At 66.0% G+C, this 18,635-nt stretch carries 17 protein-coding genes; 12 read left to right on the top strand and 5 right to left on the bottom strand.

Annotated features, from left to right (window positions below; genetic code table 11):
* Positions 1–29: 29 nt before the first annotated feature.
* The 6 genes from ACEL92_RS25600 to ACEL92_RS25575 all read left to right on the top strand — a co-directional run bounded on the left by ACEL92_RS25600 (position 30) and on the right by ACEL92_RS25575 (position 5,383).
* A complete protein-coding gene (locus ACEL92_RS25600) occupies positions 30–716 on the top strand; it encodes a TetR/AcrR family transcriptional regulator (RefSeq protein WP_374023357.1) in 687 nt (228 codons plus the stop codon).
* Positions 713–1,648 carry a R2-like ligand-binding oxidase gene (locus ACEL92_RS25595; protein ID WP_374023356.1) on the top strand — a complete coding sequence of 312 codons (936 nt, stop codon included), beginning with the start codon at positions 713–715 and terminating at the stop codon, positions 1,646–1,648. Before ACEL92_RS25600 ends, ACEL92_RS25595 begins: the two co-directional genes overlap by 4 nt.
* 172 nt (positions 1,649–1,820) lie before the next feature.
* Entirely contained in the window at positions 1,821–2,693 is an 873-nt protein-coding gene (locus ACEL92_RS25590) for an alpha/beta fold hydrolase (RefSeq protein WP_374023355.1), read from the top strand.
* Between the two features lie 261 nt (positions 2,694–2,954).
* On the top strand, positions 2,955–3,950 hold the full coding sequence (locus tag ACEL92_RS25585; RefSeq protein ID WP_374023354.1) for an AraC family transcriptional regulator ligand-binding domain-containing protein: 996 nt from the start codon (positions 2,955–2,957) through the stop codon (positions 3,948–3,950).
* 172 nt (positions 3,951–4,122) lie between these two features.
* A complete protein-coding gene (locus tag ACEL92_RS25580; protein ID WP_374023353.1) occupies positions 4,123–4,683 on the top strand; it encodes a cupin domain-containing protein in 561 nt (186 codons plus the stop codon).
* A gap of 34 nt (positions 4,684–4,717) precedes the next feature.
* Positions 4,718–5,383, top strand: coding sequence for a cupin domain-containing protein (locus ACEL92_RS25575; RefSeq protein WP_374023352.1), 666 nt, complete (start codon positions 4,718–4,720; stop codon positions 5,381–5,383).
* An 11-nt stretch (positions 5,384–5,394) separates the two neighbouring features.
* Here ACEL92_RS25575 and ACEL92_RS25570 read toward each other — a convergent pair whose 3' ends face one another.
* The 3 genes from ACEL92_RS25570 to ACEL92_RS25560 are packed head-to-tail and all read right to left on the bottom strand — an operon-like array spanning position 5,395 to position 8,060.
* Positions 5,395–6,222, bottom strand: a complete 828-nt coding sequence (locus ACEL92_RS25570) for an MBL fold metallo-hydrolase (protein WP_374023351.1) — start codon at positions 6,220–6,222, stop codon at positions 5,395–5,397.
* Between the two features lie 42 nt (positions 6,223–6,264).
* Positions 6,265–6,858 (bottom strand): carboxymuconolactone decarboxylase family protein, encoded by a 594-nt coding sequence (locus tag ACEL92_RS25565; RefSeq protein WP_374023350.1) that lies wholly within the window; start codon positions 6,856–6,858, stop codon positions 6,265–6,267.
* A complete protein-coding gene (locus ACEL92_RS25560; RefSeq protein WP_374023349.1) occupies positions 6,855–8,060 on the bottom strand; it encodes an alpha/beta hydrolase family protein in 1,206 nt (401 codons plus the stop codon). Before ACEL92_RS25560 ends, ACEL92_RS25565 begins: the two co-directional genes overlap by 4 nt.
* Positions 8,061–8,318: 258 nt before the next feature.
* Here ACEL92_RS25560 and ACEL92_RS25555 point away from each other — a divergent pair, with 258 nt between their 5' ends.
* The 3 genes from ACEL92_RS25555 to poxB are packed head-to-tail and all read left to right on the top strand — an operon-like array spanning position 8,319 to position 11,618.
* Complete coding sequence (locus ACEL92_RS25555; RefSeq protein WP_374023348.1) at positions 8,319–8,837, top strand: cupin domain-containing protein; 519 nt, start codon at positions 8,319–8,321, stop codon at positions 8,835–8,837.
* 9 nt (positions 8,838–8,846) lie between these two features.
* Positions 8,847–9,851 (top strand): alpha/beta fold hydrolase, encoded by a 1,005-nt coding sequence (locus ACEL92_RS25550; protein ID WP_374023347.1) that lies wholly within the window; start codon positions 8,847–8,849, stop codon positions 9,849–9,851.
* Between the two features lie 51 nt (positions 9,852–9,902).
* A complete protein-coding gene (gene poxB, locus ACEL92_RS25545) occupies positions 9,903–11,618 on the top strand; it encodes a ubiquinone-dependent pyruvate dehydrogenase (protein WP_374026385.1) in 1,716 nt (571 codons plus the stop codon).
* A gap of 12 nt (positions 11,619–11,630) precedes the next feature.
* Here poxB and ACEL92_RS25540 read toward each other — a convergent pair whose 3' ends face one another.
* Positions 11,631–13,049, bottom strand: coding sequence for an NADP-dependent succinic semialdehyde dehydrogenase (locus tag ACEL92_RS25540; protein ID WP_374023346.1), 1,419 nt, complete (start codon positions 13,047–13,049; stop codon positions 11,631–11,633).
* Between the two features lie 80 nt (positions 13,050–13,129).
* On the opposite strand from ACEL92_RS25540, the gene ACEL92_RS25535 reads away from it, so the two are divergent.
* The 3 genes from ACEL92_RS25535 (at position 13,130) to ACEL92_RS25525 (ending at position 17,126) form a co-directional block, all read left to right on the top strand.
* Complete coding sequence (locus ACEL92_RS25535; protein ID WP_374023345.1) at positions 13,130–14,776, top strand: acetolactate synthase large subunit; 1,647 nt, start codon at positions 13,130–13,132, stop codon at positions 14,774–14,776.
* Positions 14,777–15,165: 389 nt separating this feature from the next.
* A complete protein-coding gene (locus ACEL92_RS25530) occupies positions 15,166–16,536 on the top strand; it encodes an HNH endonuclease signature motif containing protein (RefSeq protein ID WP_374023344.1) in 1,371 nt (456 codons plus the stop codon).
* A gap of 89 nt (positions 16,537–16,625) precedes the next feature.
* Entirely contained in the window at positions 16,626–17,126 is a 501-nt protein-coding gene (locus tag ACEL92_RS25525; RefSeq protein ID WP_374023343.1) for a hypothetical protein, read from the top strand.
* On the opposite strand, the gene ACEL92_RS25520 is transcribed toward ACEL92_RS25525, so the two are convergent.
* Entirely contained in the window at positions 17,123–18,568 is a 1,446-nt protein-coding gene (locus tag ACEL92_RS25520; protein ID WP_374023342.1) for a lipase maturation factor family protein, read from the bottom strand. The two genes, ACEL92_RS25525 and ACEL92_RS25520, sit on opposite strands and share 4 nt — an antisense overlap.
* Positions 18,569–18,635: the final 67 nt, after the last annotated feature.

Here is an 18,635-nt window from a genome sequence, read left to right as displayed (position 1 = left end):
CCAGTGGTCATCGAAGTTAGGGGGCCGCATTGCCAACGGTGACTTGGGCACGGGTGGACGCCGCCCGGCGCGCCGCCATCATCGACGCCGCGGAGCAAGAGTTCGGGACGCACGGCTTCTCCCGCGGCAGCCTCAACGTCATCGCGCGGCGGGCCGGCGTCGCGAAGGGCAGCCTCTTCCAGTACTTCGCGGACAAGCGCGACCTGTTCGCGTTCATCGCCGACATCGGCAGCCAGCGGGTCCGCGCGTACATGGAAGACCGCATCCGCGAGCTGGACCCGAGCCGGCCGTTCTTCGACTTTCTGACCGACTGGCTCGACGCGTGGGTGGCCTACTTCGCCGACCACCCGCACGAGCGGGCGCTGCACGCCGCGGCGACCCTGGAAGTCGACACCGAGGCCCGCGTCAGCGTGCAGAACGTCATCCACCGGCACTACCTGGAAGTGATGCGGCCGCTGGTTCGCGACGCGAAGGCCCGCGGCGATCTGCGCGCCGACTCGGACACCGACGCGCTGCTGTCGTTGCTGCTCTTGATCTTTCCGCACCTGGCGCTGGCGCCCTACATGCGCGGGCTGGACCCGGTTCTCGGGCTCGACGAGCCCACCCCGGAGCAGCCGGCACTGGCCGTGCGCCGGCTGGTCGCGGTCCTGGAGGCGGCGTTCTCGGCGAATGCCGCCGTCACCCCCGAACCGAAACGATCCGAGGAGGTCACATGACACGCACGCATTCGGGCTCGATGGTCAAAGGCGGGCTCAACTGGGACAGCTTGCCGTTGCGGCTCTTCGCCGGCGGCAACGCGAAGTTTTGGAACCCTGCCGACATCGACTTCTCCCGCGACCGCGCCGACTGGGAGCGGCTGACCGACGACGAACGCCACTACGCCGTCCGGCTGTGCGCGGAGTTCATCGCGGGTGAGGAAGCGGTGACCGAGGACATCCAGCCGTTCATGTCGGCGATGCGCATCGAGGGCCGCCTCGGCGACGAGATGTACCTGACGCAGTTCGCGTTCGAGGAGGCCAAGCACGTCCAGGTGTTCCGCATGTGGCTCGACGCCGTCGGCGTCACCGACGACTTGCATCAATACCTCGACGACATCCCCACCTACCGGACGATCTTCTACGAGGAACTGCCGGACTGCCTCAACGCCTTGTCGGTTGACCCCTCACCGGCCGCCCAGGTGCGGGCCTCGGTCACCTACAACCACATGGTCGAAGGCATGCTGGCGCTCACGGGCTACTTCGGCTGGCACAAGATCTGCGTGGAGCGCGGCATCCTCCCCGGCATGCAGGAGCTGGTCCGCCGCATCGGCGACGACGAGCGGCGCCACATGGCGTGGGGCACGTTCACCTGCCGCCGCCACGTCGCCGCCGACGACGCCAACTGGGGCGTCTTCGAGGCGCGCATGAACGAGCTCATGCCGCTGGGGCTGCGCCTCATCGAAGAGGGCTTCTCGCTGTACGATCCGATGCCGTTCGGCCTCTCGGTGGACGAGTTCATGCAGTACGCGGCCGACAAGGGCATGCGGCGATTCGGCACCATCTCCAGCGCCCGCGGCCGGCCGCTGGAGGAGATCGACCTCGACTACTCGCCGCTGCAGCTCGAAGACACCTTCGCCGACGAGGACGAAAAGGCGCTGGCGGCTATTTAATCCGCGTCGAGCCGCGGGCGTGGGCCTCATTTGATCGCCAGCGCCGACGGGTGCGCCGGTCCGCGCAAAGACTGGCACCGCGGAGCCGCTTCGTGGCGTGACCGAGCCTCCCGCCCGAAAGGGTCGCCTTGCGAGCATGGGCGTTCGGCGGCCATGAGGAGGACGGCAGTAGATGACGGCCAGCGATCGGCAGATCGGCGCGGCGCGGTGGATTGCCGAAAACGACACGTTCACCAGCCGCCGCGGGCATCGTATTGCGTTTCGGCGCAGCGGCAGGGGACCCACGGTGCTGATGCTGCACGGATTTCCGACGTGGTCGTACGACTTTGCCGCCGTCGCCGCCGACCTGGCCCGTGACCATGACGTGATCACGCTGGACTTCCTCGGCTACGGCGCCTCTGCCAAGCCACGTCCCTACCAGTACTCCGTGTCCGAGGCCGCCGACACCGTTGAGGACCTCCTCGCGCACCTGAGCGTGACCTCGGCGCGTTTGGTGGTCCACGACTACGGCGTGCTTACCAGCCAGGAACTGGTGGATCGCGTCAATCGGGGGCAGCTGACATTCGCGATCGCGCGCCTCGTTGTACTGAACGCCGGCATCGTCTACAGCGCATACCGCCCGACGCGCATGCAGAAAATGCTGATTCGGCCTGTCGTCGGGACCCTGCTGGCCGCCTGCGTCAGCGCCTCCAGGGTGCGGTCGCTGCTGGACGCGGTTCGCGGTTCGCGGCTCACCGACAGCGAATTCGACGAATTGTGGCTGGGCATCTCTCGCGACAGGGGCCACAAGCTCTGGCACCTGCTCATCAAGTACAACTCCGAACGCGAAGTCCATCACGGGCGGTGGGAAGCGGCCCTGGCCGCGTGGAGGGGCCCGATGCATCTGGTGTGGGGCGTTGACGACCCGGTTTCGGGCCGCCGGGTCCTCGACCTGGCAACCAAGGTCCTGCCGCACGCCAAGGTGACCGAGCTGCCCGGCGTGGGGCACTACCCGCATTCCGAGGCTCCCCGGGCCGTCGTGGCTGCCGTGCGCTCGCACGAATGACCAGCGTGCACTCATGCGGTGCGCTCGACCGATTCCTTTGTGGGGACGGGAGCGGCGCGATCTCAGACCGGCCGTGGAGCTGCGGTGAAAAGCGGGCGCTAGATCCTGAGCCCGCCCAGGGCGCATGGTTTTGCGCCATCGCGATCTTGGCGTTTCGATGAACTCAGCGCTAGCGGACGGTGTCCCACGCCGCTGCGGTTGTGCAGACCCTGCGTCCGTGGTGTTCTGGCAGAACAGCGAAGTTGCGGGAAGGTTAGGCCGATGCAGGATCTGCGGGCGGAGCCGACGGTTGACGCCGGTTTGGGGCGCCTGGTCGTGGGCGGCCTGAAGGAGGTCACCGGCGGCTCCTTGGTACTGGCCGGTACGGCCCGCCTGCCGGCCGGCGGACCGGTGGGGCACCCCAGGCGTGTGCCAGTGGCGTTGCTGACGAGCCTCTGGCAACTCGCCATCAAAGAAGCCGACGAGTCTCTCCTCGGATTCACGATCGCCAGTCGCTGGCGTTTCGGACATCTTCGTCTGGCGGACTACATGTTTCGTAGTGCGCCCACCCTGGCGGACGCGGTCACCGGGTTTGTGCGGCATATCGGCGTGCTTAACACCGCCGCGAACGACGTCGGGCTGGCGCGCGGCAAGCGTGATGGTCTGACCGTGGTCTACCAGGTGCGCACCGGTGACCCGGTGGTGGACGCGGTCGCGAGCCAATTCGCGCTGGGCACCATGCTCAGGATTGCCAGGCACGCGGCGGGACGCGAGATCCGGCCAACGCATCTCGGGTTCTCGGCGGACGCCCCGGCCAATGCGTCGCGGATCGCCGCGATCACGGGCGCTCGCGAAGTCGATTTTCGTACCGAGCTTTCGTTCATGACGCTCGCACCTGACGACCTTGTGCAACCCCTGCCGGACGCGGATGCGACGCTCGCGGCGGTCCTCGAACTGCACGCCACCGACGTCATTAAGGCACAAGGGGCCAGCGCGACGTTGACCGACCGGCTTCAACCGGTCGTCGCGGCGCAATTGAGCGAGGGGGAGCCGTCATTGCGGCTCGCGGCGCACAAGATGGCCATGAGCCCGCGCAGCCTGCAGCGCCGGCTGAGCGAAGAGGGCACCAGTTGGCGCGACGTCGTCGATACGCTGCGCCGCGAACGGGTCGAGGCGTTATTGGAAAGCGGGCTGAGCAAATCGGCGGTGGCGGCGCGTGTCGGCTTCAACGACAGCCGCGCGCTACGTGCAGCCTTGCGACGCTGGCACGGTAATTGAGGCCACGAGCCCGCGGCTCCGACGCGCCAAAAGGTGGTCCCGGCGCGCCAGTTTCGTCGGGCCGAGCTGCCCGGGCGGGCCTCCGCTTTTAAAGTTAACGTGACGGCACTCGCCCCAGGGGTGCGAGACATATTGCGCTGCAACCTGATAACGACGATGCAAACGAGGACCCGTGACCGACGACGCCCTGCGATTCGGGGACCCTCACCTGCCGGACGAGACGATCACTTCGGCATCGCACTTGTTTCGGCTGGCGGGGCTGCCCCCGATCCACTACGACGGTGGCTTTCAGCAACAGGCGCACGAGGACAATTTCCCCGTCCTCTCAGGGCAGCAGGCGAGCATCCAACTGATCACCTTGCGGCCCGGTGGAATTCGCGAACCGCACTGGCACCCCAGCGCCTGGGAGCTCAACCTCATCCTCGCTGGGGTCGCGACATGGGTGCTCGTCGACGGTGACGGCAACTCGGAGGGTTTCGAGGCTCACGTCGACGACCTCGTCTTCGCACCGCAGGGCTCGCTGCACTACTTCGAAAACCTCGGCACCGAGAACCTCGAGGTGCTGATCGTCCAGAACAGCAGCGCCGCTGAGGACAAGGACAACATCGGCATCGGGGAGTCGGTCAGCCAGCTGCCGCCCGAGGTGCTGGCCGCGGTCTTCGGCGCTCCGGCTGAGACGTTCCGCTCGTTCACGAAGCACGACACCGCGGTCACGATCCTGCGGGCACGGTAACAACCAACGCAAGACGGCGGAAAGGACGCTGCCGATGTCGATCAACCGCCGCACAGTGTTGGGCGGGGCGGGTCTGGCCGGCGCTGCCGCCGCCACCGGCGTCGCCGTTGACCGCCTCGTCACGGCGGACTCCGCGGAAGTCGCCGGCGACGCCGCACGTTTCGGCAACCCCCGGGTCCCGGCCGAGACCGTTACCTCGCAACCGCACCTGTGCCATCTGGGTGCCCTGCCGCGCGACACCTATGACGGGGGCTGGCTGCAGCAAGCCGACGAGCAGAACTTTCCGATACTGACGGGCCAGGAAGCCAGCGTTGTCCTTCTGACATTGCATCCAGGAGGTATCCGAGAGCCGCACTGGCATCCCAGCGCCTGGGAGATCAACTTGGTCACCAAAGGCGTCGCGGCCTGGGTCGTCGTGGACGGGAACGGCAACCACGAGAAGTTCGACCAGCATGTTGGCGACGTCGTTTTCGCGCCCCAGGGGTCGTTCCACTACTTCGAGAATCGCGGCACGGACGACATGAAGATCGTGATCATCCAGAACACCAGCGCCCCGGAAGCCAAGGACAACATCGGGATCGGCGAGTCGCTCAGCAAGCTGCCCCCTCGGGTGCTGTCGGCCGTATTCGGCGCGCCCGCAACGGTATTCGAGTCATTCAGAAAGTCTAACGAAGCCATCGTCGTGCTGCGACGACGCTAGACCGAAGGCCGTTAGGCCCGGTACTCGATCAGCGTGTCCGGCTGGCCGCGTCCAGTTGTCCAGTTGAGGTATTCGCTTTGGTCGTGAGTGCAGAACATGTGAATGTCGTCGGCGTGGTCGAGCCGTAGCTCCCGCAGCCTGCGCAGTGTGGCGACGCGGTTGGCGAAGTCGGTCTGAAACGCGATCTCGAGCGGCAATCCCGGCGGCTGGGCGAGAAAGTTCATCTTGTGGTCGAAGTACGCGTCGCCGGCGTGCAAAGACCACGCGTTGTTCTCGCGGTAGGCGACACCGCAGTGCCCCACCGTGTGGCCCGGCAGTGGAATGAGCTTGACGTCAAGGGCTTGTGGCAGGTCGACGCTGCGTGCCGGCAAGCCGAACCACCGTTCCTCGGTGGGCGGGTAGGTCTTGAACCGAGTGCGGTGCGACACCTGGTAGGGCCGGTAGGGCCCGCGCTGCTGCGTGCCGTCGTAGGCGTTCAGCTCTTCCTCGGCAACGTGGACGACAGCGTTGGGGAAGTCGTGCAGACCTCCCACGTGGTCGTTGTCGAGATGAGTCAGGACGATGTCGGTGACCTGGCTGAGCTCGATGCCGCGCGCCTGCAGGCGGTGTGCGGCCGTGAGTCGCGGGTCGATGAGGATACCGAGTTTGAACAGGGCGTCGGCGCCCAGTAAACCCTGCGGATCGTCCATCTCTTGAGTACCGAATCCGGTGTCGAGCAGGATCACCCGCTCGCCGACGTGAAACACCACGCAGTGAATGGACATCGATGTTGTCGCGGTATGTGCCAGCGGACCCATCAGTCCGAAAGTGGTGTGCTCGATGACGATCTTCGGGGCCACGGATGCTCCTCCTTGACAGCGTCGGATCCGGCGTCGGATCTACTACGCCTCAGCGGGTTTCGGGATCTGAAAGGCGTTCAGCAGGGCGCAGGTCAGCAGGTACAGGCCGACCAGATAGACGAGGTCGACCAGGGTCGCGGCACCGAAATGCTCCTCGGCCTCGCGGTACAGCTCGTCGTCGACCCGGCGTTGCTCGGTGAGTTGTCGGGCGAATCGGTGTGCCAGGCGTTGGCCGCGCGTCAGTCCGGCAGGGCTCTCGCCGCGGCATAGGCCCTCGATGACCGGCTCTGAAAGGCCGACGGTTCGCGCGACGGCCGAGTGTGCGTAAAGCTCGTAGGGGGACTGCCACACCGCCCCGACGGTGAGGATGACGACCTCGTGGGTCTGTTTGTCCAGGGTGGTGTGTGCCGAGTCGGCCTGCATCCAGGCCAGAAAGCCCGGGGTGATGCCGGTGCTGTACAGGTACGGATTGAACGGTCCGATCAGCTCCCCGTCGTCGGTCATCCCGCGGAATCCGCTCGCGTCTGCCCACGTGACCAACGTCGACCGTAGCGTGTCGTACAGAGCGCGCTGATTACCGGACAACGTCGCCGGGTCGATCAACGGGAGTCGTCCGCCAAGTGCTGAATCGGTCATCGGTCTGCGCTCAGTACGTCGTCGAGCCAATTGAAGACAACTTCGTCCTTGTACGCCAACGCCCCAGACTGACAGTGGTTCTCGGCGCCGTCCTCGGCGGTGAACCGCGCGAACTGCTTCGGCGAACGCAGCGACTCGAAGACATGTTCGGGCTGGCCTCGGAAGAACTGGTCGCCGTCGGCCTCCATGACCAGGCTGGGGCAGGTGATGCGCTCCACGACGCCGCCGTCCAGGGTCATCTGCTGGCAGGCGACCGCAAAGTCGTAATAGGAATCGGTGCCGAACGAGAAGGTGCCCTGCGTGAAATTCCACCGAAGGATGGTGTTGGTGCGTATCTCGTCGGCGATGATCTGGTCGAACTCGGACGCGTCCTTGTCGTCGAACGCCTGAGCCGCCGCCGGCGACAACAGCCCGCGCAAGCAGTCGTCGAAGCTGTACACACCGTCGAAGAAGATCGCGGCCTTGAGCCTCGGTTCGAATGCGACCGCGCGGGCGGCGAGATAGCCACCCAGGCTCATTCCCTTCAGCGCCAGGCGATCGCCGTCGACATCGGAGCGGGTCAGCGCGTAGTCGACGGCCGGGCTGACGACCTTCTCCCAGTCGTGCCGGAAGAACAGTTTCTGCTCGCGGACCGGGGCGCCCTGGCCCGGCCCGTCGAAGGTCAGACAGTTGTAGCCGCGCCTGGTGGCCGGTGCCCCACCGTAGAAGAACAGCTCCTCGATGCTGGAATCGTAGCCACCGTGAAAGATCAGCGTGGGGCGAGGCTCGCCGGAATTGTCCACCTTATAGAAGTAGCCGGGCAAAGTGGTTCCCTCGTAGGGGATTTCGATGGGTTCCCACGTCGGTCCGGTCAGCTCGGCGGCCTTGGCGTACGCCTCCCGCGACGCCCGGGAGTCCAGCAGGATGCGCGGATCCTCAGGGTTGCCGTGCAGGTAGAACTCGGCCATCCGGAAATAGGTCGATGCCCGCAGAAAGCTCTCCCGGGCGCTGACGTTGTGGCCGCCGGCCAGTGAGCTCTTGGCGCGGTCCAGGGTTCGCTCCCCGCGGGCGTGCCAATTGGTGTACCAGCTCTCGAAATCACCCTCGACGATGTGCTCGGCGGTGGCCATCATCTCACCCAGATCGCTGCCGCCGTAGTAGATGAAGCCCAGATTGCGGACCAGCTCGAACGCAAACGAGTCGTCCTTGAAACCAATCTTCACGAGCACCTCCATAGCTGCTGCGGCCCAGCGAGTTTCGCTATCGTGTGAAACGATTCTCTGCGGCGCCGAGGTCGATCACCTCGCTGCCAGGGTCAGTGTTGCAGTGGTGCGGCGGGCGCCGCCACAACTGGCGCGACGCAACCGCTTTCTGGCGCGTGCGAGCCTCCCGCGCGGCGGCGGCGGCTTGCGAGCATGGCTGGGCAACCCGGACGAATGCGGCGTGGGCAGCGGCGTCTGGACCAGAACAGGAGGACAGCCGTGGCGGTTGAGCGTTTCGATCCGCAGTCCATTCCCGCTGTGCGAGAGCGGGAACTGCTGCGCACGGCACCCGGGACGTCGATCGGCCTAGTCGTCGACTCGCAGGCGGCGTTCGGCGCGGTAAGCGTGTTGGACGTCATCCTCGACAAAGGCGCGGCGGGCGTCGGACCCCACTGCCACGCGCGGTCGTCGGAATTGTTCGTCGTGGTGTCCGGGCAGCTGGAGATGCTCACCGGGGACAAGGTAAGCACCTTGAAAGGTGGCGACGTTGTCGTGGTGCCGCCGCTGATGGCGCATGCGTTTGCCTGCGACAGCGCGCACGACGCTCGCCTCTACACGGTCATCGCTCCGGGAGTCCAGCGGTTCGACTACTTTCGGCTCGTCGACGACATCTTCCACGGCAGGGCCGAGCGCTCCCTGCTCGAACCGGCCCAAGCTGAATACGACGTCTGGTTCGTCGACAGCCCCGCATGGGACGAAGCGCGCGGTGCGGCCAAGGGTGTCGCCCTGGGTGGTTAGCGCGGGGACATGAACGGACCGCACGACGGCACCCTGGTTGTCGACGAACTCCCCCTGTCCGCCGGGACCGCGCTGCCGGGCGCTCGATTACGCTATCGCACAATGGGTTCGGCGGCACGCGATGCCGGCGGCAGAATCGTGAACGCGGTGCTGCTGCTTCACGGTACGACCGGTAGCAGCGAACAGTTCCTCCGAGCAGAATTCGCCAGTGCGATGTTCGGTTCGGGGCAACCCCTGGATGTGCGGCGGTGGTTCGTCGTGATGCCCGATGCGCTTGGTCACGGTCTGAGCAGTAAGCCCAGCGACGGTCTCTTTGGAAAGTTCCCGGCCTACGGGTACCGCGACATGGTCAGCGCTCAGCATCTGCTGTGCACACGGCTGGGTATTGACCGCCTCCGGCTGGTCCTCGGGACGTCGATGGGAGGTATGCACACCTTTCTATGGGCGGGCCTGTACCCCGACCGGATGGACGCGGCGATCGCCATCGCGTGCGAACCAGCGCCGGTAAGCGGACGAAATCTGTTGTGGCGCGAATTGATTGCCCGAGCCATCCGGGCGGACCCCGGTTGGCCGAGTGGCGACGTCGGCCGGGCATCGCCGGGGTTTCAGGCGGCCTGGCCGGTCTCGGCCCTGATGTACACCACACCGACTCGCCTCGACCACATCGGCTGTGCCGCGGACGCTTTGGTGGAAATCGACGCGTGGATGAGCAGCGCCCCCGATCCCTGCGACATGGCATATGCCCTCGAAGCGTCGCGCGACTACGACCCTGTTCCGCTCCTTCGGCACATCCGGGTACCGTTGCTGTGGATCAACTTCGACGACGACGAGGTCAACCCGCGCGAACTGCGTCACAATGAGACGGCGGTGAGCGAGGCGCCGACCATTCTCCCCGTCGACATCGCGGCCGGCGTAGAGACCTATGGGCACCAGACCCTGGCGCATGGAAATGTATACGCCGACCAAGTGGCCGCTTTCGTCGCCGAGAAACTCTCGAACCACGCCACGCACTAACATTGGAGAATCGAGGAACTCGTGTTCAACGCGACGACAATCGCAGAAGGCATGATCGCCTTTCTCCAGGAAAGCGGCGTGCGAAGAATCTACGGGCTGCCCGGCGACAGTCTGAACGGCCTGACCGACGCCATCCGACGGTCGGACGTGATCACGTGGGAGCTCGTGAGACACGAGGAAACGGCAGCATTCGCCGCCGCGGCAGATGCTGCCGTCACCGGACGGTTGGCGGTCTGTGCGGGAAGTTGCGGACCCGGCAACTTACACCTGATCAACGGTCTGTTCGATGCCCAGCGCAGTCGCGTACCGGTGTTGGCCATCGCCGCACACATTCCGCGCGCCGAAATCGGCTCGCAGTACTTTCAAGAGAGCCATCCCCAAGAGCTGTTCGCGGAATGCAGCGTGTACAGCGAACTGGCAAGCACGCCCGAAATGGCACCGAGAATCCTCGCGATGGCCGCCCGTGCCGCTGTCGAAGAACAGGGCGTGGCCGTGGTGGTCGTTCCGGGAGAAGTGTTCTCGGCCAAATCGGCCACGCCGCAATGGGTCACCCGACCGGTGCTGCCCACCCACTCGGTCGTCCATCCCCACACTGCGTCACTCGTCTACGCCGCCGAAAGGCTCAATGCGGCAAAGAATGTCACGATCCTGGCCGGCGCGGGGGCCGCGGGCGCGCACGGGCAACTGCTCAAACTCGCACGCACGCTACAGGCGCCGATCGTGCACGCGCTGCGCGGCAAGGAATTCGTCGAATACGACAACCCCTACGACGTCGGAATGACCGGACTGCTTGGGTTCGCATCGGGATACAAAGCCATCAAAGAAGCCGAAGTTCTGCTACTGCTCGGCACCGACTTCCCCTACACCCAGTTCTATCCGGACCACGCCTATGTCATCCAGGTCGATATCCGCGGCCGCAACATCGGCCGCCGCACGCCGGTCGACCTCCCGCTCGTCGGCTCCGTTGCCGACACCCTCACCGGATTGCAGCCGCTGCTGGAGCCGCATGACAACGGTGACCATTTGGACCGTTGCCTGAACCACTATCGCAAGACGCGGCGCCGAATAGACAGCCTTGCCCTCAATGACCGGGACCGCACCCCAATCCGACCGGAATACGTCGCCGACCAGGTCAATCGGCTCGCATCGCACGACGCCGTCTTTACCGTCGACGTCGGGTCACCTGTGATTTGGGCAGCTCGCTACCTGCAGATGAACGGCCACCGCCGCCTGCTCGGCTCTTTCAACCACGGCAGCATGGCGTGTGCGCTCCCGTTGGCGATCGGAGCCCAAAGCGTCGAACGCGGGCGGCAAATCGTCGCACTCGCCGGGGACGGCGGTCTCACCATGCTGTTCGGCGAGCTGGTGACCTTGGTGCAGAACCGGCTGCCGGTCAAGATCGTGGTCTTCAACAACTCGTCGCTGAGTTTTGTCGAACTGGAAATGAAGGCCGCCGGCATCGTGAATTACGGCACCGAGCTCACCAACCCCGACTTCGCCGCCGTCGCGGAATCAATTGGTTTACTCGGTCGTCGCATCGAACACCCCGGGGACCTGCCGTCCGCGCTCGCCGACGCCCTCAGCCACGACGGCCCCGCCCTGGTCGACGTCGTGACTGCCCGACAGGAGTTGTCGATCCCGCCTGCGATCACCGCCGAGCAAGCGAAAGGATTTTCGCTATACGCCATTCGGACAATCCTCGCCGGCCGCGACGGCGAACTGCTCGACCTGATCACGACCAACGTTGCGCGACGAATACTTGACTGACGGCACGCCTGCTTACTCGACCTTGTCGTCGCCCGATGCGGAGCCCTCGTTGGACTCTCCGACCCAGACCGTCTTGGCGTTGACGAACGCGCGGATGCCCAGGCCGGCGAGTTCGCGACCGTAACCGGAACGCTTGACCCCGCCGAACCCCAGCTCGGGGTAGGACACCGTCATGCCGTTGATGAAGACCTGGCCGGCCTCGATGTCGTCGATGAAGCGCTGCTGCTCGGCCTCGTCGTTGGTCCACGCGTTGGATCCCAGCCCGAACGTGGTGGCGTTGGCGATCTCGATCGCTTCGTCGATGTCCTTAGCCCGGTACATCGACGCCACCGGGCCGAACACCTCTTCGGTGTAGAGCGCCATGTCCTTGGTGATGTCGGTGACCACTGTCGGCGGGTAGAACCATCCCGGCCCGTCGATGGGCTTGCCGCCGAGGCGGATCGTGGCGCCCGCCGCGGCCGCTTCGTCGACCTGCTTGACGATGTCGTCGCGGCCGGACTCGGTGGCCAGCGGGCCCACGTCGGTGTCCGGGTCGCTCGGGTCGCCCACCTTGAGCGCGGCCATCCGCTCGGTGAACTTGTCGACAAACGCGTCGTAGATGTCGGTGTGGATGATGAACCGCTTGGCGGCGATGCAGGACTGGCCGTTGTTCTGCACCCGGGCGGTGACCGCGGTCTTGGCGGCCTCGTCCAGGTTCGCCGACGGCATCACGATGAACGGGTCGCTGCCGCCGAGCTCGAGCACGGTGGGTTTGATCTCGTCGCCGGCGATCGCTGCGACCGACTGGCCGGCCGGCTCGCTGCCGGTCAGGGTGGCCGCCGCCACCCGCGGGTCGCGCAGGATGCGCTCGACGGCGCTGGACGAGACCAGCAGCGTCTGGAAGCAGCCGTCCGGGAAGCCGCCGCGGGCGATGACGTCGGCCAGGTAGAGCGCGGACTGCGGCACGTTCGAGGCGTGCTTGAGGATGCCGACGTTGCCCGCCATCAGCGCCGGCGCCGCGAACCGGACGGCCTGCCACAGCGGGAAGTTCCACGGCATGATGGCCAGCACCACCCCGAGCGGCTGGTAGCGGGTGTACGCCCGCTTGGCGCCGACCGCCTGCGCGTCGGCCGGCTCGTCGGCCAGCAGCTGCTCGGCGTTCTCCGCGTAGTAGCGAAAGCCCTTGGCGCACTTGAGCGCCTCGGCCTTGGCCGAGGCCAGCGTCTTGCCCATCTCCTGGGTCATCATCGCGGCGACGTCGTCGGCCTCCTTCTCCAAAAGGTCGGCGGTCGCGTTTGCCCACTGCGCGCGCTGGGCAAAGGTGGTGTTATGGCGGTAGTCCTGGAACCGGGCGTAAGCGCGGGCGATGGCCGCGTCGACTTCTTCGTCGGTCGCCGGGGTGAAGGTCTTCACCGTCTCGCCGGTGGCCGGGTTGATCGTGGCGATGGGCACGCTGCAATCCTTCGCTTCGGGGTTGATAAGAGGTTCAACACCCAGCCTGCCACTATCGTTCCCCTCAAGGGAGGTGCCGGATGAGTAAAGCCGCCGAGCTGATGGTCAAGTGCCTGGAAAACGAGGGTGTTTCCGTCGTCTTCGGCCTGCCGGGGGAGGAGAACATCCGCTTCGTGCAGGCGCTGGCCTCGTCCAGCATCCGCTACGTGCTCACCCGGCACGAGCAGGGCGCGGCCTTCATGGCCGAAATGTATGGGCGGGTCACCGGGCGGGCGGCGGTGGTGTCGAGCACACTGGGCCCCGGCGCCATCAACATGCAACTCGGGGTGGCCGACGCGACCACCAACAGCACCCCGTTGGTCGCCGTCTCCGCCCAAGTGGGGCACGACCGGGAGTTCAAAGAGTCGCACCAGTACGTCGACCTGGTGTCGATGTTCGCGCCCATCACGCGGTGGGCCGCCGGGGTGCCGACCGCGCGCGCCATCCCCGAGATGTTCCGCAAGGCGTTCAAGGTCGCCGAGACCGAACGCCCGGCGGCGGTGTACTTGGCCGTGCCGGAGCACATCGACGGCGACGAGACCGACTATGACCTGGTGCCGTTGCCACGCAACGTCGTTCGCGCCGATGCGCCCGCACCCGGGCAAGTCGAACGTGCGGTCGACATCCTGCGCCAGGCCAAGCGGCCGGTGGTGTTGGCCGGGCACGGCGCCGCCCGCGGCAACGCCACCGCGGCCCTGGTGCGGTTCTCCGAGGAATTCGGCATCCCCGTCGCCAACACCTTCCACGGCAAGGGCGTGATGCCCGATGACCACCCCAACAGCATCGGGACGCTGGGGTTCATGCGGCATGACTACGTGAACTTCGGCTTCGACAACGCCGACGTGGTGATCGCCGTCGGGTACGAGCTGCAGGAGTTCGACCCCGTCCGGATCAACCCGCAGGCCGACAAGAAGATCATCCACATCCACCGGTTCCCGGCTGAGGTCGATGCCCACTATTCGGTGGACGTCGGAATCATCGGCGACATCAGCGCCTCGTTGGATGCGCTGACGGCCGGGCTGGACGGCCACGCCTACGAGGCCGATCCGGAGGTTCCCGGCCACGGCCTGCTCGCCGAGGAGTTCAGCCGCGGCCAAGAGGATTCGCGCTATCCGCTGGCCCCGGCGCGGGTGGTGGCCGACACCCGCGAGGCGCTGGGCCGCAGCGACGTCGTCCTGGTCGACACCGGCGCCACCAAGATGTGGATGGCCCGGCTCTACCCGACATACGAGTGCAACACCTGCCTGGTGTCAAACGGCTTGTCCACCATGGGATTTGCGCTGCCCGGCGCGCTGGGTGTCAAGCTGGCACGGCCCGAGTCGAAGGTGCTGGCGGTCGTCGGGGACGGTGCGTTCCTGATGAACTCGCAGGAGATCGAGACCGCCGTCCGCGAGCGAATACCGCTGGTGGTGTTGATCTGGGAGGACGGCGGCTACGGTCTGATCGAGTGGAAGATGGACCTCGAACTCGGCGCCCACTACTACGTGAAGTTCGGCAACCCCGATGTGGTGAAGTACGCGGAAAGCTTTGGCGCCAAGGGTTATCGCATCAACAGCGCCGACGAGCTGTTGCCGACGTTGCGGACCGCGTTAGCGGATGACGGTGTCTCGGTGATCGCCTGCCCGGTCGACTACTCGGAGAATTTGCGGTTGACCGATCGGCTCGGCGAGCTGGACGAGACGCTGTAGTTCACGGGCGCAGCCAGGCCAGGAGCGGTCCCAGTCCGGCATTTGGCGCATCTGGCCCACGTTCGGGCACCACATCTGGCTGCAGATGCGGGAGGTGTAGCAACCTGGTGGTCGTCCTCACCTCATCGCTGGCATGCACTGGCGGGCCGAGCCCGGAGGATCTCGAGCGGACGGACGCCTTCGTGCACCAGGCACTCGAGGATCTGTGGGCGGTCTGCCTCCCAAATCTCTTGCGCCTCATCAATGCCTAAAATCTTTCGCGCCTGACCAAGGCCCCTCATTCTTCGCACCAAACCAATGCCCAAAATTTTTCACGCCAATTTTTCGAGTGTGCGTCTGTGGCGATTTTCGGCGGGTTTTTTGTCGGTGCCGGTGGCTAGTTTGGCGGTGTGAGTCCAAGTCCTGACAATGCGGTCGAGGTTTTCGACGCGCTGGATGCCGACTTGGACCGGGCTTGTGAGCTGTCGTTCGATGCGTCCAACGCCCAGCAATGCTTGGACTTCTTGGAGCGTTGCGAGCGCGTCCGCCGTCGCATCGCCGCCATCGAGCATCCGCTGATCAACAACCTGGCCCACCAGGCCAGCCCGGAAGAGTTGGGCGGCACGTTGGCGCATGCGATCGCCGAGGCCACGTTGATCAGCCGCGCCGAGGCGTCACAGCGGGTCAAGGAAGCGACCGATTTGGGGCCGCGGCGCGGGTTGACCGGTGAACCGCTGGCGCCGATCTTGCCGGCGACGGCGGCCGCCCAACGCCAGGGGAAACTGGGCGGCGGGCAGGTGGCGGTGATCCGCAAATTCTTCCGCCACCTACCCGGCTGGGTCGATGCGGCCACCCGCGCCACCGTGGAGGCCGACCTGGCCAGGCACGGAACCCACTACCGGCCCGAACAATTGGCCCAGCTCGCCGATCACCTCGCCGACTGCCTCAACCCCGACGGCACCTACCGCGACGAGGACCGGGCGCGCCGGCGCGGCCTGACCCTGGGCAAACAGCAAGCCGATGGCATGTCGGAGCTGCGTGGCCTGCTCACCCCCGAAGCCCGCGCCACCCTGGAAGCCGTGCTGGCCAAACTCGCCGCCCCCGGCATGTGCAACCCGCTCGACGACACCCCCTGTGTGGACGGGGCCCCCAGCCAAGACGCGATCGAACGCGACGCCCGCTCGGCGGCCCAACGCCACCACGACGCACTGCTGGCAGCCAACCGGGCCCTGCTGGCCTCCGGGAAACTCGGCCAACACAACGGCCTACCCGCCTCGATCATCATCACCACCACCCTGGCCGACCTGCAGGCCGCCGCCGGCACCGGCCGCACCGGCGGGGACACCCGCCTGCCGATCAGCGATGTGATCCGCTTGGCCCGTCACGCCCACCACTACCTGGCCGTCTTCGACAACGCCAAACCCGTAGCGCTGTATCACTCCAAGCGACTGGCCTCCCCCGGGCAACGCATCGTGCTGTACGCGAAGGACCGGGGCTGTTCGGCACCGGGCTGCACCGTGCCCGGCTACCTCTCCGAGGTCCACCACGTCACCGACTACGCGAAATCGCGGCGCACCGACATCGACGACCTCACCTTCGCCTGCGGACCCCATCACCGCCTGCTCAAACCCGGAGGCTGGACCACCCGCAAAAACACCAAAGGTGACACCGAATGGATCCCACCCCCACACCGCGACCGCGGCCAACCCCGCACCAACACCTTCCACCACCCCGAAGAACTGCTCCGCGGCGAAGACAACGATGATGACGACGCGGCATAACCAGGCCGCGCTTCGATAAGGTTTCGTCTGTGTCGTTGTGGCTGTCGTTGAGACCCTGGTGGCTGCAGTGGCCGCTCTACGCCCTGGTGGTGATGCTGGGCCTGACACCGCTGGTAATGATCGGCGATTACCCCAGCGGGCCTTCCTCGTCGCACTGGACCAGCGCACCGTGGTGGATCACCGACGCGGTCGTCGCACTGGTCATCGGACTGGCCACGGCGCTCGGCTCGGTGCGCCGCATGGCGGGGCTGCGCCCGTCGTTCGAAACACTGTCATTGGCTGAATGTCGTCAAATGTCCAAGGCGATGCGTTCGGGCCCCCTTCCCGACGAGCCGGCAAGGCGTCGGGCGGCGAGGCAACTGATCGAGCGTGCGCGGGACTCCGTCGCGGGCTCCGCCAAAGCGATGATCGCCGCTTGTTGGATCCTCGTGGCGGTGCAAATAATCGGCTTCATCGGCGACGCAAGCCATTTCACGTTGCGAAGCCTGTTGTTGGCGGTGGCCTTCGCATATCTCGCGGGCTACTACTGGTACTACCCACGTCTGCTCGACGCGCGCCTGGAATTACTCGACCGGCCCGCGCCCGGTTAGCCTCGTCCTGTTCCAGAATCCGCCGTCAGCGCCATCGGCCGGACGTACCCGCCGACCAGCGTCCGATGCCACCAGGCCCGCTCGCGGCGCAGTTCGGCGGGCGTCGTGAAGCGATATTCGTACAGCAGCGCGCGCACGTAGCGCGGCGGCGCATCCGGAAATGGGTTGTGCCGCAACAAACGTAGCGTCGGCCGATCGTTGCGCAGCAGCCGCTGCAAAAACGGCGTCAGCCACGGCTGCGCGTAGGCGGGGGAGATGGCGGCGAACCACATCAGCCAGTCCAGCCGCAGGTGATAGGGCGCCCACTGGCGCGGGAGTCGGCGCACGGCGCCGGGCTTGCCCTTGAATTCGTATTCCTTCCAGGCAGTCTGCTCGGTGAGGTGAGCTTCGTCGGTGCCTTCGATCACCACCTCGCGGCGGACGCGGCCGATGCTGCCGAACGCGCCGTAGGTGTTGACCAAATGAAAGGAGTTGAACGACATATTCATCCGCTGCCGAGAGGACAACATGTTGCGCACCGGCCAGTAACTCATGAACAACACCGCCGCCGCGAACACGATCACCAGCGCGGTGAACCACACCGGCGTCGCCGCAAACGCAGGATGACGGGGCACACCAACCCAACCGACCCATGAGTCGTCGATGGCACTGCACGCCAACAGGATCGTCACCCAGTTGAGCCAGGCGAAGTTGCCCGACGCCACCAGCCACAGCTGGGTGACGACGATGATCGCCGCGGCGACGCCGGACACCGGTTGGGGCGCGAACAACCCGAACGGCACGATCAGTTGCGAGAAGTGGTTGCCCGCCACCTCGATTCGATGAAGCGGCTTCGGCAGGTGGTGGAAGAACCAGCTCAACGGCCCGGGCATGGGCTGCGTTTCGTGGTGGTAGTACAGACACGTCAGGTCGCGCCAGCACGGGTCGCCGCGCAACTTGATCAACCCCGCGCCGAACTCGACCCGAAACAGCAGCAACCGGGCCATCCACAACGTCAACAGCGGCGGTGCCACGTGCGAATTGCCGAGAAAGATCATCAGAAAGCCGGTTTCCAGCAGCAGCGACTCCCAGCCGAACGCATACCAGGTCTGGCCGACGTTGACGATCGACAGGTAGAGCATCCACAGCGTCAGCCACATCAACATCGCGGCCCACAGCGGGACGGCATCGGCCGCGCCGGCCACGATTGCCGCCGACAGCGCCGCCCCGAACCACGACACCGCCGAGAACAGGCGATCGGAGTACCGCAGATGAAAGAGGCTGGGGGTCCGCCGAAACGACTGCCCGGCCAAGAACCGCGGGATGGGCTGCAATCCGTGTTCCCCGATGAGCGCCCGGAACTGCGCCGCGGCCGCGACGAACGCGAGCAGGTAGACCACCGCGGCGCCCCGCTCGAGCACCTCTCTGCCGAGCCAATATTCGGGTGCGGAAAACCAGCCCATGGCCGTTACTCCTCGGACGGTGGCGGTCACAGATACCCGCATATCCAGTCAACCAGCCGGTAAACGG

It is taken from the genome of Mycobacterium hainanense, assembly GCF_041890355.1.
In the GTDB taxonomy this organism is placed as follows: Bacteria; Actinomycetota; Actinomycetes; order Mycobacteriales; family Mycobacteriaceae; genus Mycobacterium; species Mycobacterium hainanense.
This window is presented reverse-complemented; position numbering and strand designations above follow the sequence as displayed.

Bases quoted from the DNA above. Each gene is read 5' to 3' on its own strand.
- ACEL92_RS25595 (WP_374023356.1), top strand. From the start codon at position 713: ATGACACGCACGCATTCGGGCTCGATGGTCAAAGGCGGGCTCAACTGG.
- ACEL92_RS25590 (WP_374023355.1), top strand. From the start codon at position 1,821: ATGACGGCCAGCGATCGGCAGATCGGCGCGGCGCGGTGGATTGCCGAA.
- ACEL92_RS25585 (WP_374023354.1), top strand. From the start codon at position 2,955: ATGCAGGATCTGCGGGCGGAGCCGACGGTTGACGCCGGTTTGGGGCGC.
- ACEL92_RS25575 (WP_374023352.1), top strand. From the start codon at position 4,718: ATGTCGATCAACCGCCGCACAGTGTTGGGCGGGGCGGGTCTGGCCGGC.
- ACEL92_RS25565 (WP_374023350.1), bottom strand. From the start codon at position 6,858: ATGACCGATTCAGCACTTGGCGGACGACTCCCGTTGATCGACCCGGCG.
- ACEL92_RS25550 (WP_374023347.1), top strand. From the start codon at position 8,847: ATGAACGGACCGCACGACGGCACCCTGGTTGTCGACGAACTCCCCCTG.
- poxB (WP_374026385.1), top strand. From the start codon at position 9,903: ATGATCGCCTTTCTCCAGGAAAGCGGCGTGCGAAGAATCTACGGGCTG.
- ACEL92_RS25535 (WP_374023345.1), top strand. From the start codon at position 13,130: ATGAGTAAAGCCGCCGAGCTGATGGTCAAGTGCCTGGAAAACGAGGGT.
- ACEL92_RS25520 (WP_374023342.1), bottom strand. From the start codon at position 18,568: ATGGGCTGGTTTTCCGCACCCGAATATTGGCTCGGCAGAGAGGTGCTC.